Annotated in this window: 14 protein-coding genes; 5 read left to right on the top strand and 9 right to left on the bottom strand. The window is 69.8% G+C overall.

Annotated features, from left to right (window positions below):
* Window positions 1-236 precede the first annotated feature (236 nt).
* A complete protein-coding gene (locus AC5LXX_RS26545) occupies window positions 237-1,889 on the top strand; it encodes a DUF3459 domain-containing protein (RefSeq protein WP_493411624.1) in 1,653 nt (550 codons plus the stop codon).
* Window positions 1,890-1,959: 70 nt separating this feature from the next.
* On the opposite strand, the gene AC5LXX_RS26540 is transcribed toward AC5LXX_RS26545, so the two are convergent.
* From AC5LXX_RS26540 to AC5LXX_RS26520, 5 genes are all read right to left on the bottom strand, one after another.
* A complete protein-coding gene (locus AC5LXX_RS26540; protein WP_493411623.1) occupies window positions 1,960-2,553 on the bottom strand; it encodes a thiamine phosphate synthase in 594 nt (197 codons plus the stop codon).
* A 22-nt stretch (window positions 2,554-2,575) separates the two neighbouring features.
* Entirely contained in the window at window positions 2,576-3,919 is a 1,344-nt protein-coding gene (locus AC5LXX_RS26535; protein WP_493411622.1) for a hemolysin family protein, read from the bottom strand.
* A gap of 77 nt (window positions 3,920-3,996) precedes the next feature.
* Entirely contained in the window at window positions 3,997-4,776 is a 780-nt protein-coding gene (locus tag AC5LXX_RS26530; RefSeq protein WP_493411621.1) for a sensor histidine kinase, read from the bottom strand.
* A gap of 67 nt (window positions 4,777-4,843) precedes the next feature.
* Window positions 4,844-5,767 carry a DMT family transporter gene (locus AC5LXX_RS26525; RefSeq protein WP_493411620.1) on the bottom strand — a complete coding sequence of 308 codons (924 nt, stop codon included), beginning with the start codon at window positions 5,765-5,767 and terminating at the stop codon, window positions 4,844-4,846.
* Window positions 5,768-5,806: 39 nt separating this feature from the next.
* A complete protein-coding gene (locus tag AC5LXX_RS26520; protein ID WP_493411619.1) occupies window positions 5,807-6,664 on the bottom strand; it encodes a LysR family transcriptional regulator in 858 nt (285 codons plus the stop codon).
* Between the two features lie 115 nt (window positions 6,665-6,779).
* On the opposite strand from AC5LXX_RS26520, the gene AC5LXX_RS26515 reads away from it, so the two are divergent.
* The 3 genes from AC5LXX_RS26515 (at window position 6,780) to AC5LXX_RS26505 (ending at window position 9,807) form a co-directional block, all read left to right on the top strand.
* On the top strand, window positions 6,780-7,163 hold the full coding sequence (locus tag AC5LXX_RS26515) for a tautomerase family protein (protein ID WP_493411618.1): 384 nt from the start codon (window positions 6,780-6,782) through the stop codon (window positions 7,161-7,163).
* A 126-nt stretch (window positions 7,164-7,289) separates the two neighbouring features.
* Window positions 7,290-8,924: a CHAD domain-containing protein gene (locus AC5LXX_RS26510; protein ID WP_493411617.1), complete on the top strand. Its 1,635-nt coding sequence runs from the start codon at window positions 7,290-7,292 to the stop codon at window positions 8,922-8,924.
* A gap of 46 nt (window positions 8,925-8,970) precedes the next feature.
* Window positions 8,971-9,807 (top strand): TOBE domain-containing protein, encoded by an 837-nt coding sequence (locus AC5LXX_RS26505; protein WP_493411616.1) that lies wholly within the window; start codon window positions 8,971-8,973, stop codon window positions 9,805-9,807.
* Window positions 9,808-9,974: 167 nt separating this feature from the next.
* Here AC5LXX_RS26505 and AC5LXX_RS26500 read toward each other — a convergent pair whose 3' ends face one another.
* The 4 genes from AC5LXX_RS26500 to AC5LXX_RS26485 all read right to left on the bottom strand — a co-directional run bounded on the left by AC5LXX_RS26500 (window position 9,975) and on the right by AC5LXX_RS26485 (window position 13,047).
* Window positions 9,975-10,676 (bottom strand): sulfate/molybdate ABC transporter ATP-binding protein, encoded by a 702-nt coding sequence (locus tag AC5LXX_RS26500; protein WP_322081642.1) that lies wholly within the window; start codon window positions 10,674-10,676, stop codon window positions 9,975-9,977.
* Window positions 10,677-10,731: 55 nt separating this feature from the next.
* Entirely contained in the window at window positions 10,732-11,409 is a 678-nt protein-coding gene (modB, locus tag AC5LXX_RS26495; protein ID WP_493411615.1) for a molybdate ABC transporter permease subunit, read from the bottom strand.
* Window positions 11,410-11,419: 10 nt separating this feature from the next.
* On the bottom strand, window positions 11,420-12,220 hold the full coding sequence (modA, locus tag AC5LXX_RS26490; protein ID WP_493411614.1) for a molybdate ABC transporter substrate-binding protein: 801 nt from the start codon (window positions 12,218-12,220) through the stop codon (window positions 11,420-11,422).
* 128 nt (window positions 12,221-12,348) lie between these two features.
* A complete protein-coding gene (locus tag AC5LXX_RS26485; RefSeq protein ID WP_493411613.1) occupies window positions 12,349-13,047 on the bottom strand; it encodes a phosphatase PAP2 family protein in 699 nt (232 codons plus the stop codon).
* A gap of 259 nt (window positions 13,048-13,306) precedes the next feature.
* Between AC5LXX_RS26485 and AC5LXX_RS26480 the strand changes: the two genes are divergently transcribed.
* Window positions 13,307-14,416, top strand: coding sequence for an extracellular catalytic domain type 1 short-chain-length polyhydroxyalkanoate depolymerase (locus tag AC5LXX_RS26480; protein ID WP_493411612.1), 1,110 nt, complete (start codon window positions 13,307-13,309; stop codon window positions 14,414-14,416).
* Window positions 14,417-14,442 lie beyond the last annotated feature (26 nt).

Here is a 14,442-nt window from a genome sequence, read left to right as displayed (position 1 = left end):
CGCAACAAGGCGAGCAGACATTCCGGTATGCCGACTACCCGACTCGCCGGCACGTGCCGGCATGCCCGTTTTCCCAGGGGTCGGTTCGCATTTAAAAATGTCTGACCAGCCTGCATCGCGGTGGCGAATCCGGCGCATACTCGGTTCTCTCCCCCCGCCTGGCCTTCGCATGCCGGGCCCCGATGCGTCGCGCCACGGGCGCGGCCATGCCGCTCGGTACGCACGAGGAGCGCATGATGTCCGATTGTCCGCACGATCCGTACGCGCAGCACTACATCCATTGTTTGCCGTTTGGCGCGCAGCCCTGTGGCGCGCTCGGCACGTCGCCGCGCACGCATTTCCGCGTGTGGGCGCCGGGCAGTACGCAGGTTCAGCTCGAACTCGATTCCGGCTCCGACCCGACGCTCGTTCCGATGACGGCCGCCGGCCCGAACTGGTTCGAAGTCTTCGCCGACTGCGGCGCGGGCACCCGTTACCGCTATCGCCTCGACGATGCCGTGTCGATTCCCGATCCCGCGTCGCGCTCGCAACCCGACGGGCTCAACGGCCCGAGCGAAGTCGTCGATCCGCGTGCGTTCACGTGGCGCAACACGTTCTGGCACGGGCGTGCGTGGGAAGACATGGCGCTCTACGCGATCCGGCCGCACGCGGTGGGCGGCTTCGACGGCGTGCGCCGCCGCCTGCCGCAGCTCGCGCGGCTCGGCGTGACCGCGCTGGAACTGCTCGCGTCGCCGCACGACAGCCTGCCGTTCGCGCCGCTCGCGGCCGAAGGCGGCCCCGACGCGCTGAAGGCGCTGATCGACGAAGCGCACGGCTACGGCTTCGCGGTGCTGCTGGAGCTCGACTACGCGCGCTTCGGCAGCGGCACCGACGCGCTGCGTCATTACGCGGCGCCGTTCTTCCATACGCGCGACGACCCGCTGCAGGCTGCGCCGCTGGCGCTCGATCATCCGGAAGTCTGCGATTTCTTCTGCGACAACGCGCTGTACTGGATCGACGAATACCGTTGCGACGGGCTGCGCCTGCGTGAAGCCGACCGGATCGGCGTGTCGTGGCTGCGCGAGATCGCGGACCGCGTGCGCGCGGCCGTGCCGGCCGACCGGCTCATTCATCTCGTGCTCGGCAGCGAGCGGCATCCCGCGCATCTCGCCGATACGCATTTCGACGCGCAGTGGAACGGGTGCGGCGAACGTGCGCTGCACCGGCTGACGGGGCGCGATACGTCGGCCCACGAAGGCATTTCCACGCACCAGTCGATCCACACGCTCGCGCGTGCATTGACCGCGGCCGGTGCGGCATTCCAGCCGGCCGCATCGGCGGAGGGCATGACGGCCGACGGCGGGCTGGCGCTGACGTCGCTCGTGCTGTCCGACGGCGCATGGCGCGACTGCGGCCAGAGCGACCACGCGCAGGAGGCCGGCCTGGCCGCGCTCGCGCTGTCGCTGCTCACGCCGCAGATCCCGCTGATCTTCGACGAAACCGCACGCGACGCCGATCGTGCGCACTTCGTGCAGTCGGCGCTCGCGGTGCGCGCGAAGCTGATCGCGCCGCGGCTGTCCGATTGCCGGCCGCAGGACGCGCATGCGCTGAAGGCGGACGGCGACGGCGATGCCGACGCGCTGCTCGCGTCATGGCGGCTCGCCGACGACGAGACGCTGACGATCGCGCTGAACCTGTCGCCCGATGCGCTGCGGTTCGACGCGCCGAAAGGGCGCGTCGTGTTCGAGACGCCGGCGCGTGCGCGCGACCGCGTCGATGAAGGGGAATTGCCGCCGTATTCGCTCGTCGCGTGGCTGACGGGCGACGTCAACCGCTATGCGCTGACGCACGACGTGCGGCGCATCGATGACGGTTCGTGGCGCGGCATGCGTGCGAACCTGAACGCCTGAGCCGATGACGGCGTGATGGCTGGAAGGCCGGGCGCATGTGCGCCCGGCTGCACGGCAGGAAATCCCGGACTTACCAGAACCCGCGAATGCCCGCGATGCCGTACGCGCCGTGGCGGCGCGCATCGTCGAGATGCGCACGCGTCATCCCGCCGAGCGCGAAGACGGGCATTGCAGCCTGCGCGGCCAGCGCAGCGAACTGCGCCCAGCCGAGCGTCGGCGCACCGGGGTGGCTGAGCGTCGGCAACACCGGCGACAGCGTGACGAAATCCGCGCCGGCGCGCGCGGCCAGCAGCAGGTCGTCGTGCGTGTGGCAGGCGGCGGACACCCATCGTCCGGCCGGCAACGGCCGCTGCGCGGCGGCGCGCAACGCGGTGCCGTCGAGATGCCAGCCGGCACCGTCGAGCCGCGTCACGCCGGCTGCATCGATCGGGCCGTTCAGCATCAGGTGCGCGCCGGCCGCATTGCAACGCGCGAGCGCCGCGGCGGCGAGCGACGCGAACGCGGTCGCGTCGAGCGATTTCACGCGCAGTTGCACGAGCGTTTCACCGCGTGCGAGCACGGCCGACAGCCGGTCGAGGAACGCCGCGCGATCGGCCGCCGACGCGGACGCCGGTTCCGGCGTGATCACGCAGCAGCGCGGCAGCGGCGCGGCGACCGGGTTCATCGCGTGCGGCGCCGCGGGGCCGTCATTCGTCGGCCTCTTTCGCGACTTTCGGATAGACGCGCACGAGCACGATGCGCGGCCCGTTCATCTTCTTCACGACGACGTCGAAGCGGTCGAACGACACGCGTTGCCCTTCGGTCGGCAGGTCGCTGAGCGCCTGGATCACGAGGCCGCCGACCGACTCCGCGCGGCCTTCGTCGATGTCGATGCCGAGCGCCTGCTCGAGCGACACGACGGGCAGGCTGCCCTTGCCCATCAGCGTGCCGTCGTCGAGGCGGCTCCAGTCGGCATCGCCCTGGCGGAACTCGTCGTGGATCTGGCCGACCAGCGCGCCGAGCAGGTTGTCGAGCGTCAGGAAGCCGATCGGCTTCTCGCCCTTGTTGCCGACCAGCGCGAAGTGCGGCGCGCCCTTGCGGAAGCGGCGGAACAGGTCGAGCGCCGGCGTGTCGGGCCGCACGTATTGCACGGGGCGCACGTAGTCGGACAGGTCTTCGAGCGCCGCGCCGGCATGACGCGCGAGCAGCAGGTCCTTCAGGTGGATCAGCCCGCTCACCTGTTCGCGCGACGCGTCCTCGAACAGCGGATAGCGGCTGAAGCGGTGCCGCGCGACGATCTCCATGTTGTCGGGCAGCGGCAGGTCGCGCCGCAGGCCGATCATTTCATGGGCCGGCCGCATCAGGTCCGACACGGTCATCGACGAGAAGTCGAGCGAATGCGCGAGCGTGTTCCATTCGTCGTTGGTGTACGCGCCGCGCGCCGGCTGGGCGGTATTGCCGGCCGTGCTGCGGCGGCTGCGCAGGATCAGCTTCAGTTCGTCGGTCGAGTAGTGCGCGTCGCCGCCGTGGTCGGCCGACAGCCCCGCGAGCCGCAGCACCGCGTTGGCGCTGTTGTTGAGCACCCAGATCGCCGGATACATCGCCCAGTAGAACGCATACAGCGGCAGCGCGACCCACAGGCCGACCTTCTCGGGCTGGCGGATCGCCATCGATTTCGGCGCCAGTTCGCCGACGACGATGTGCAGGAACGAGATCAGCGAGAACGCGAACGCGAGCGAGATCAGGTGCACGACGCGTTCGGACTCCACGCCGATCAGGTCGAGCAGCGGGCCGAGCAGTTGCGCGAAGGCCGGTTCGCCGACCCAGCCGAGGCCGAGCGACGCGAGCGTGATGCCGAGCTGGCACGCGGAAAGATACGCGTCGAGGCGGCCGTGCACGATGCCGAGGATGCGGCCGCGCAGGCCGTGCTTGCGGGCCAGTGTCTTGACGCGCGTGGCGCGCAGTTTGACGAGGCCGAATTCGGCCGCGACGAAGAACCCGTTGAGGGCCACCAGGAACAACGCGCCGATGAGCGCGAAGATCTGTAACAAAGAATCGCTCCGGTTATGACAGGCCCGTCAGTATAGAGCCAGAAAGGAATTTGTAATGGATGGGGGCGGCCGAATACTTACACCGGCGCCTCGCAGGGGATGGAGAACGTGAGGGTGGTCGCCGCACCGTCGGCGAACACGGTATGCGAGAACGTGCCGCCGTGCGCGAGTGCGACGCGCTGGCACAGCGCGAGCGTCCATGCGACCCGCTTCGCGTCGCGCTCGCGCAGCATCTCGCGCCGGGCGAATGCTTCGAACGCGTGCGGCTGCGCGGGATCGGCGAGCGCGTCGGCCTTCACGGTGCAGGTGGCGCGTGCGGTGAACTGTGCGCCGTCGCGTGTGCATTCGAACGTCACGCGAGTGCCGGCGGCGCTGGCTTCGACGGCGGTCGTCAGCATCGTCCACAGCGCCTGCGCGATGCGCTCGCGGTCGACGGTCAGCGACGGGTCGCCGTCCGGCAGCGTCGCGTCGAGCACGACCTGCCGTGCGTCGGCGAGCGTCGCGCGCACGAGCGCGATCGTGTCGTCGAGCAGCGGGCGCAGCGCGAACGGCTGTGGCTTGAGTGCGAGCGTGCGGGTTTCCGCGCGCGGCGCGTCGAGCACGTCGTCGATCAGCGCAACCTGCTGTTCGATGCCCGTGCGGATGCCCGCGAGTGCGCGCTGCAGGTTCGGATCGGCATTGGCGAGCTGGCGCTCGAGCACGTATGCCCAGCTGTGCATCGCGTTCAGCGGGCTGCGCAGGTCGTGCGACGCGGTGGAGAGCGCCTGGTCGCGCAGGAACAGCGCGGCCTGGGCGGCGTAATGCGCTGCGCGCTCGCGCAGCAGGTCGGCGGCGGGATCGACGGTAGTGGACGTCACGGAGCTGGCCTGTCGGAAACGGTTGGCGTGGAAGTCACGCGAACCGCCATTATAGGGACCGTGCGCGTCACGCCGGCAGTGCGTCCTCGTCCTTTTTCCGGGCGTCGCCGTTCGGCAGCAACTGGCACGCGAGCAGGCCGGCCAGCATCAGCGCGCAGCCGACGAGCGCGCGCAGCGTCAGCGTTTCGCCGAGTGCGGCCCAGCCGGCGACCGCCGCGAACACGCCTTCCATGCTGAAGATCACGGCCGCGTGCGCGGGCGCCGCGTCGCGCTGCGCGACGACCTGCAGCGTATAGCCGACGCCCACCGACAGCAGCCCGCCGTACAGCAGCGTCGGCAGTGCGCCGCGCAGCATCGCGACGCTGACCGGCTCGACGGCGAGGCCGACCGCGAGGCACGCGACGCCGCACACGAGGAACTGCAGGAACGCGAGCACGAGCGGATCGTGGCGCTTCGCGAGATGGCCGACGGCCATCACGTGCGCGGCGATGATGACGGCGCCTGCGAGCTGGAACCAGTCGCCGTAAAGCACCGAGAAATGCTCGTCGATGCTGAGGAAATACAGGCCGATCGCCGCAAGCAGCGCGCCGAACCACGTGCCCGCGCCGATCCGGTGGCGCGCGAACACGCCCATCAGCGGCACGATCACGACGTACAGCGAGCTGATGAAGCCCGCGTTGGCCACCCGCGTGAACTGCAGGCCGACCTGCTGCAGCGAGATCGACACCGCGAGCAACCCGCCGAGCGCGAGGCCCGGCAGCAGCAGCGCCGGGTCGCGGCGGATCGCCGCGAGCTGCGCGCGCGACGCGGCGTTGAGCGTCAGCAGCGGCACCAGCACGAGCGCGCCGAGCAGGAAGCGCAGCCCGGTGAACAGGAACGGCCCGATCACGTCGAGGCTCAGGCGTTGCGCGACGAAAGCCGAGCCCCAGATCGCGGCGGCGGCGAGCATCAGCAGGTTGGCGCGGAGGTGCTGGCGGGCTTCGGGCTTCATCGGAATTCTTCTGGAGATTACAGGCGGCGACCCGCTAGTTTACGCCGAGATTGCAAGGCTGTCGGCAAACCGGCGCAGCGCGGCCGCCGCCCGGGCGTCGCGTACCCGCGAATACAGCACGACCTGCGATTGCGGCAGCGGCGGCAGCCCGAACTTCGCGCCGACGTCGACCAGCGTGCGCGGGGCGACGCGCCGCGCGAGCGGGCAGACGGCGAGCCCTGCGGCGGCGGCGGCCGTGACCGCCGCGACGCCGCCGCCGATGAAGCGCTCGCGCCACGGCCGCGCTGCACGATCGAGCGCGCGCAGCGCGGCCGCCCGCACGCCGCACGGGCCGGCCAGCACCGCGAGCGGCAGCGGCTCGCCTGCGCGCGGCACCCAGTCGGGCGCGGCGAGCCAGGCCAGCGGCTCGGTGAACAGCAGCGTGCCGTCTTCGCGCGGCGAATCCTCGCCCGGCTCGTGCCGCACGATCACCGCGTCGAGCCGGCGTTCGTCGTATTGCGCGAGCAGGTTCGTCGACGTCCCGAGATGCATTTCCAGCGACAGCCCTGGATCCTGCCGATGCAGGCTCGTGAGCACGGCCGGCAGGTCGGGCACCGCGACGTGCTCGCTGACGCCGAGCGACAGCCGGACCGTGCCGGCCGAGATCGCGCCGAGCGCGTGCTCGTGCGCATCGAGCAACGCGCGGGCGGCCGGCAGGAAATTCTCGCCGTCGGCCGCCAGCTTGACGACACGCGGCGTGCGCGCGAGCAGCGGCGTGCCGAGATGGGCCTCCAGCCGCTTCAGCTTCAGGCTGACGGCCGATTGCGTGGTGCCGAGCGCATCGGCGGCGCGCGTGAAGCTGGCGAGATCGGCAACCAGGACGAACGCGCGCACGGCATCGAGATCGAGTACTTTCATTTTCAATGTAAATGAATGAAATATTCATCAATGACTGTTCATTATAGTTATGCGCGCCTAACCTGATGCTGTGTTTCCGTTCTTCCACGTCAACTTCACCGACAGGAGCAGGACCATGCCATTCACTCGTATCGCCGTCCGCGAAGGCAAGCCGGCCGCCTACCGCGCGGCACTCGTCGACGGCGTGCAGCGCGCGCTGGTGCGCACGTTCAACGTGCCCGAGGACGACATCTTCATGGTCGTCACCGAGCATGCCGCCGAGAACTTCGTGTATGGCCGGCATTACCTCGACATCGAGCGCAGCGACGATCTCGTGATCATCCAGATCACCGCGAACAACACGCGCACGCTCGAGCAGAAGCGGGCGCTGTACCGGGCGATCGCCGACAACCTCGCGGAGCAGCCCGGCGTGCGGCAGCAGGACGTATTCATCAGTCTCGTCGAGGTGCTGAAGGAGAACTGGTCGTTCGGCAATGGCCTCGCGCAATACGCCGTTTGACCTGAGACAGGGCGACAGGGCCAGATCGCCGCCAGCACGTTTGTGCGACGTGTACTATGGAAGCTGCTTCACGGACGACGCCGGCGTGGTCGATACGCCGGCGATTCTTCTTGTGCAGGAGCCTTCATGTCGCGTGCGTTGGAAATCGTGTTGTCGCTGTCGCTGGAAGGTTGGCCGGTCAAGGCTGCGAGTCGCACCCGCGGCACGCAGCGCGACTTCGGCGCCGAGCTGGTGCGGGCGTGGCGGATCTGCCCGCAGGTGCGGATGCGGCGCGGCCATGAACGCGTGACGATCGAGCCGTGCCAGATCGAGGAGGCCGAGGCGAGCCCCGGCGCAAGCTGGTGGACCTGGGTCGAATCGAACGCGCACGGCAGGCGCGTCGTCGCGTCGCGCACGAAGGCGTTCGCGCCCGGCGTCACCGAGCGCGAACTGTTCGATGCGGAGCATGCCGGCATCGTCGTCGCGATGCCGTTACCCGTACCCGTTACGACGATCGCAGCCGATGCCGATGCGCCGACGGACGAAGTCGATGGCGTCGCGCCTGGCGACGCCGCGCCACCGGATGCGCGTGCGCGGCTCGACACGTCGGCGCTGCGCCTCGTCAGCGAACGGCGGCGCGGGCGGTGGGCCGACGACAGCGGCGTCGTGGTCGAGTTGACGCTCGACGACATCACGCTGTCCGGCGGCGGCGAGCCGCCGCGCCGCTACGTCGAGTTGCGGCTGGCGGCACCTGACTGGGAAACCGTGCCCGCGCGCACGGCCGCGCTGCATGCGCTGTTTGCCGCGGCGCGCGAACTGAGCGGCGCGTGGCCCGCGTTCGTGCAACTGACGAGCGTGATCGACCGCGCTTGCGCGGGCGCGCCGGTGGCCGCCGGGCTGGTCAAGGCGCAGCTCGTCGACCTGACCGGCATCCGCACGCAACGTGCCGCGCTGTTCGCGCTGTCGGGCGACATCACCGCGCAGTGGCTCGGCAACGAGTGCGGCGTGCTCGAGCGCGACGATCCCGAATTCGTTCACCAGATGCGCGTCGCGCTGCGCCGCCTGCGCACGCTGATGCGTTTTTTCCCGCGCTTTGCCGACCGCGAATGGCGGGAAACGCTCGGTGTCGACCTGCGCTGGCTCGCCGGTCTGCTCGGCACGGTACGCGACTGGGACGTCTTTTCGACCGAAAGCCTGCCTGCGCTGATCGCGGCCGACGGCGGCGACGGCGACTGGGACGGCACGCTCGACGCGGCCCGCGCGCAGTCGATGGCTGCACGCGTCGAGCTGCGGCAGGCGCTGCATTCTGCCCGCTATGCGCGGCTGACGCTCGGCTGGCTCGAATGGCTGGGCAAGCTTGCGCTGCCGGCGGCCGAAGGCGACGACGCACCGTCGCTGCGGCGGCACGCGACGAAGCGCGTGCGCCGGCTGTTCGGCCATCTCTACGCATCGCCGTCGCTCACGTCGCTCGATACGGCTGCGCGCCACCAGGTGCGGATCGACGCGAAGCGGCTGCGTTACGCACTCGAATTCTTCGCGTCGCTGGCGTCGCGCCGCACGCGCAACGAGACGGTCAAGACGCTCGCGCGCGTGCAGAGCGTGCTCGGTGAAGCGAACGACACGATCGTCGCGCTGCATCACCTCGAGCAGCTGGACGCGCCGCCATACCAGATCGGTTTCGTGCGCGGCTACGGCGCGGCGCTCGAACAGCGCGCGGCGCGCGACGCCGAAACGCTGCTGGCCAGCCTGCGCCCGCCGAAGCTCGACGGCAAGCCGGGCTGAGCGGCGCGCTGACTATAATGGCCGCCCGTTTCCCGCACGCATTCCGATGACCGACGCACCGCATTCCTCCTCGTCCGCCGAACCGCTCGAACTGGGCGGCGAGCTGTGGCTGCGCGCCGGCGAGCAGACGCTCGGCGGCGCGACGCGCATCGCGCTGCTCGCGGCGATCGGCGACACCGGCTCGATCACGCGTGCGGCGAAGGCCGTCGGCCTCAGCTACAAGGCCGCGTGGGACGCCGTCGACACGATGAACAATCTCGCCGGCGAACCGCTCGTCGCGCGTTCGACGGGCGGCAAGGGCGGCGGCGGCACGACGCTGACGTCGCGTGCGACGTCGCTGATCGCCGCATTCCGCACGATCGAGCGCGAGCATCGCCGCTTCATCGAGGCCGCGAGCGCGGCCGTCGCCGGCTTCGACGTCGACTGGGCGCTGATCGGGCGGATCGGGATGAAGACGAGCGCGCGCAACCAGTTGTTCGGCAAGGTCGCGTCGATCGTGCGCGGCACCGTCAACGACGAGGTGACGCTCGCGCTGCCCGGCGGGCAACTGGTCGTTGCCGTGCTCACGCACGAAAGCGCCGAGGCGCTCGGCCTGCGGGAAGGTGCGGATGCCTGCGCGCTGGTGAAGGCGTCGTGGGTCGTGCTCGCGGTGGACGATGGCGGGTCCGACCTGAAGGTGTCTGCGCGCAACCGGCTGCGCGGCAGTGTCGAAGCCGTCACGACGGGCGCGGTGAACAGCGAGGTGACGCTGGCGCTCGACGGTGGCGGGACGCTGACGGCCGTCGTCACCAACGACAGCGTCGAGGCGCTGCAACTCGACGCCGGTCGACCGGCGATCGCGCTGTTCAAGGCGTCGAGCGTGATTCTCGCCGTGACGGGCTGACGAAGCAGCCCGGGCGGCGCGCGTCGAAGATCGTGTGACGGACGGGGCGAAGCCGGCATCGCTCGACACGTGTGCGATACCGGCTTCGTTTCCGCTTTCAGCCTATGCCGCTACGCGCGGCTTCTCTCAGGCTCCAACCTGCCTGCCACGACCACGGCCGCGCGCGCTCAGGTGACGCGCGTCGGCCACTCGGCGTGCGGCGGGTTCGCCTGCACGCGTCCTTCGCTCAACTGCACGACCTGGTCGCCGAATGCGGCGACGTCGTCGGGGTCGTGCGAGATCAGCACCATCGGGATATCGAGCCGCGCCTGCAGTTCGGCGAGTTCGTGGCGCATGCGCTGGCGCATCGCGCCGTCGAGCGCCGCGAACGGTTCGTCGAGCAGCAGGATCCGCGGCTGCGCGACCAGCGCGCGCGCCAGCGCGACGCGCTGCTTCTGCCCGCCCGACAGTTGCGATGGATACTGCCCCGCGAGCGTTTCCAGGTCGAACGCGCGCAGCCAGTACGCGACCTCGGGCGGCACCGCCTTCGCGCGCGGGTTGCGCAGCCCCGACGTGAGCCCGAACGCGATGTTCTGGCGCACGTTCAGGTGCGGAAACAGCGCGTAGTCCTGGAACAGGTACGCGACGCGGCGGTCGCGGGTCGGCACGTCGATGCGGCGCGCGGCGTCGAACAGCGCTTCGCCGTTCAGCGTGATCGAGCCTTCGTCGGGCGACAGCAGCCCGGCGATCGCCTGCAGCGTCATGCTCTTGCCCGCGCCGGACGGACCGAACAGCACGACGCGCTGCGTCGTCGCGGTGAACGACAGGTCGAGCGTGAAGCGCCGCTCGGCGTTCGCGTAGGTCTTGCGGATGTCGACGACGAGGCTCATGCGCGCCTCCGCCGAAGCAATCGGGTCCCGGAACGATACGGACGGGGCACGCGCGTCATGTCAGCTGGCTCCGCCGGGCGCGCGACGGCACGAGCCAGCCGGTCGCGAGCAGCACGAGCACGCAGGTGATCGACGTCACCAGCACGAGGAAGTTGGCCGTGTTGTCGTCGCCCGCCTGCACGGCCGCGTAGATCGCGACCGACAGTGTCTGCGTGCGGCCGGGCAGGTTGCCGGCGATCATCAGCGTCGCGCCGAACTCGCCGAGCGCGCGGGCGAACGCGAGCAGCGCGCCCGCGAGAATGCCGCGCGTGGCGAGCGGCAGCGTCACGCGGAAGAACACCGCGACTTCGCCGAGCCCGAGCGTGCGCGCCGCGCGTTCGAGATGCGGATCGACGCCTTCGAACGCGGCGCGTGCCGACTTCAGGATCAGCGGAAACGCGACGACCATCGACGCGATCACCGCACCCTGCCACGTGAAGACCAGCTCGATGCCGAGGCTGTCGAGCCATGCGCCGAACACGCCGCGCCGGCCGAGCAGCACGAGCAGGTAATAGCCGAGCACCGTCGGCGGCAGCACGAGCGGCAGCGTCAGGATGGAATCGACGACATCGCGCAGCGGCGAGCGCCAGCGCGCGAGCACGAACGCGGCCGCGACGCCGAGCACGATGTCGAGCGCGGTTGCCCAGCCGGCAACTTTCAGCGACAGCAGCAACGGTACCCAGGCGTCTTGCATCGCGCTACGCTCACTTGCCCGCGGGCTTGAAGCCGAACGTCGACAGCACGGCCTGGCCCTGCGGCGACGCGACGAAGTCGATGAACGACTGCGCCTGCGCGGCGTGGCGGCTGTCCTTGACCACGGCGATCGGGTAGGTGATGGCCGTCTTGGTCGGCACCGTCAGCGCAACCTTCACGCGCCCCGGCATGATCGCGGCGTCGGTACCGAACACGAAGCCCGCGTCGACCTCGCCACGCGCGACGTAGTCGAGGCTTTGGCGCACGTTGGCGGCCAGCACGCCCTTCGCGCTGACGGCATCCCACACGCCGGCCGCGCGCAGCGCGCCTTCGGTGTAGCGGCCGACCGGCACCGATGCCGGGTCGCCGTACGCGATGCGCTTCACGCCGGGCGCCGTCAGGTCGTTCAGCGACGTCGGTGCTGCCGCGTGGCTGTCCGCCGGCACGATCAGCACGAGCGAGTTCGCCGCGAAATCGCGACGCGTGCCGGGCACGATCACCTTCTCGTCGAGCGCGCGATCCATCGCCTTCTGGTCGGCCGAGGCAAACACGTCGGCCGGCGCGCCCTTGGCGATCTGCTGCATCAGCACGTCAGACGCGCCGAAGTTGAACAGCACCTTGGTGTCCGGATGCTGCTTCTGGTAAGCATCGCCGACGGCCTTGAACGCATTCGTCAGGCTGGCGGCGGCCGACACGACCAGTTCGTCGGCGGCGGAAGCGGGCGCGCTGAACGCGATGCCGGCGGCGGCAAGCGCGGCCATCGGCAGCAGGCGAAGCAGGGTGCGGCGAAGCGGACGGACGGTCGAGCGCATGGCGGATTCGTTTCGAATGGGTGGAAACCGTAATCGTAATATAGGGCGGGTTATAACGCTCGACATACCGTTCATGCGACGGTGCGCATGAAATGGTCAGACGTGAAAAAAGGCGGCCGGACGGCCCGTCACATGCGGAACGTGTGCGTCGACGATTCGGTGCGCTGCAGCGACGACGGCTGCGACGCGGGACGGTAGTTCGGGTTGGCCTTCCAGCGCGCGCGGACAAACGGGCGCTCGTGGCCGGACAGTTCCAGCGCGACCTTGGTGACCCAGCGATGCGACGGCACCGTGATGCCGTGCAGCGCGACGGTGACGATCGCGAGGCTCGCGACGACCGCCGGCACCGACCAGCGGTGCGGCACCGCATGCCACGAGCCGGCGATGAACGCGAGTGCGGCGATCGCGCCGACGATGCAGCCGGTGATCGATTCGGAGGGCGAATGCGCGTCGAGCGCGACGCGCGACACGCCGACCGCGACGCCGGCCGCGAGCCCGAGCGCGATCCCGGCGAGCCGCGCCGGCGTGCGCGTGCGGATCAGCGCAAGGAAGATCGCGACCGGATACACCGACGTCGACAGCATCGCATGGCCGCTGAACCCCGTGAAATCCCACGCGCGGATGCCGATGCCCCAGCCGAGGAACGCGATCTTCGTGAGCGCCACCACGCCGATCGCGGCCGCGAGCACGCCGAGCCACGCGGCCGCGCGCCGCCACGAATAGCCGAGCGCGAGCCAGACGGCGATCGTGATCGCGAGCGGCAAGGTCAGGCCGGCGCCGCCGAACGCGGTGATCATGATCCACAGGTGAGACGACAGGTCGAACATCGGGAAGGGACGAACGAAGGCGGGGAGAATGCTTAAATCAACGCGCGAGCCGGGAAGAACGACTACAACGGATACAAGCGGCGAAACTCCAGTATAGCGCCGCGTATGCATGAGGCCCGATTTTTGCGCCGCCGGGAACTATCCGCATGCAGGAAAAATCCCAGAAACAATGTTATGGTGCATTGCACAAAGTCGAACGATGCACCCGTTGCGGTGCCTTCATGGCGCCCCTATTTTTTCCTGACTGCGAGCCCGATCGATGACCAAAAGTCTGACCAAGGTGTGGCTGGGCGGCATGAAACGCATGCTGTCCCCGGCCGCCAAGCGCGCGGCGCGCGATGCGCAGCGCATCACTCGCGACGCACTCGAAGCTGCCGCCGCTCCGGCCGCATCCGATCTGTCCCCGCCACGCGAATCGCGCGTGCGTCCGCGCGCTGCCGCCTGGGCGGCGGGAGAGTGGACGCGCGGCGAACATCCGATGACCCCCGCACTGGGGCGCCTCGTCCAGAATCTCGCCTACGGCCTGTACGTGCCGCCCGGCCGCCGGCGCGGCGCGATGCCGCTCGTCGTGATGCTGCACGGCTGCCAGCAGTCCGTCGACGAATTCGCGCAGGGCACGCGGATGAACCTGCTGGCCGACCAGCACGGTTTCGCGGTGCTGTATCCGGAGCAGTCGCTGCGCGCGCACGCGCACGGCTGCTGGCACTGGTATGAAGATACCGACCGCGCCGGCCGTGGCGAGGCAAACACGGTGGCGTCGCTGGTCGACGCGCTCGTCGACGAGCACGGTTTCGATGCGTCGCGTGTCTACGTTGCGGGGCTGTCGGCCGGCGCGGGTCTCGCGTCGCTTCTTGCACTGCACCATCCGGACCGTTTCGCGGCGGTGGCGCTGCATTCGGGTCCCGCGCTCGGCGAGGCGAATTCCGGCATCACCGCGATGGACGTGATGCGGCGCGGCCTGCGGCAAAACCCGGCCGCGCAGGTCGATGCGCTGGCCGATGCGGCTGCGTATCCCGGCATGCCGGCGCTGATCGTCCACGGTGACGCCGACCACGTCGTCGCGCCGAAGAATGCCGACCAGCTGACGGTGCAGTTCATGCGCCTGAACGGGCTGGCCGATGCGCGCGGCGCACTGCGCGGCGGCGAACGTGTCGAGACGCGCGAGGCAGGCGCGCAGATCACCGACGTCTGCCGCGACGGCGAGCCGGTCGTGCGGCTTTGCCATGTGAAAGGGCTCGATCATGCGTGGGCCGGCGGCGACGAAGCCGTGCCGTTTCATGCGGCGGTCGGCCCCGATGCGAGTGCGATGATCTGGGCCTTTTTCGAGGCGAATCAACGCACTGTGGCGACCGAACGACGCACCGTCTGATCAACGCTGGCCAAAGCCTAGGGTTT

It is taken from the genome of Burkholderia torrens, assembly GCF_984668525.1.
The sequence above is the reverse complement of the archived record's forward strand: the minus strand, read 5'-3'. Positions and strand labels throughout refer to the sequence as shown.

Bases quoted from the DNA above. Each gene is read 5' to 3' on its own strand.
- modA (WP_493411614.1), bottom strand. From the start codon at position 12,220: ATGCGCTCGACCGTCCGTCCGCTTCGCCGCACCCTGCTTCGCCTGCTG.
- AC5LXX_RS26520 (WP_493411619.1), bottom strand. From the start codon at position 6,664: ATGAAAGTACTCGATCTCGATGCCGTGCGCGCGTTCGTCCTGGTTGCC.
- AC5LXX_RS26515 (WP_493411618.1), top strand. From the start codon at position 6,780: ATGCCATTCACTCGTATCGCCGTCCGCGAAGGCAAGCCGGCCGCCTAC.
- AC5LXX_RS26545 (WP_493411624.1), top strand. From the start codon at position 237: ATGTCCGATTGTCCGCACGATCCGTACGCGCAGCACTACATCCATTGT.
- AC5LXX_RS26510 (WP_493411617.1), top strand. From the start codon at position 7,290: ATGTCGCGTGCGTTGGAAATCGTGTTGTCGCTGTCGCTGGAAGGTTGG.
- AC5LXX_RS26540 (WP_493411623.1), bottom strand. From the start codon at position 2,553: ATGAACCCGGTCGCCGCGCCGCTGCCGCGCTGCTGCGTGATCACGCCG.
- AC5LXX_RS26505 (WP_493411616.1), top strand. From the start codon at position 8,971: ATGACCGACGCACCGCATTCCTCCTCGTCCGCCGAACCGCTCGAACTG.
- AC5LXX_RS26500 (WP_322081642.1), bottom strand. From the start codon at position 10,676: ATGAGCCTCGTCGTCGACATCCGCAAGACCTACGCGAACGCCGAGCGG.
- AC5LXX_RS26480 (WP_493411612.1), top strand. From the start codon at position 13,307: ATGACCAAAAGTCTGACCAAGGTGTGGCTGGGCGGCATGAAACGCATG.
- AC5LXX_RS26485 (WP_493411613.1), bottom strand. From the start codon at position 13,047: ATGTTCGACCTGTCGTCTCACCTGTGGATCATGATCACCGCGTTCGGC.
- modB (WP_493411615.1), bottom strand. From the start codon at position 11,409: ATGCAAGACGCCTGGGTACCGTTGCTGCTGTCGCTGAAAGTTGCCGGC.
- AC5LXX_RS26525 (WP_493411620.1), bottom strand. From the start codon at position 5,767: ATGAAGCCCGAAGCCCGCCAGCACCTCCGCGCCAACCTGCTGATGCTC.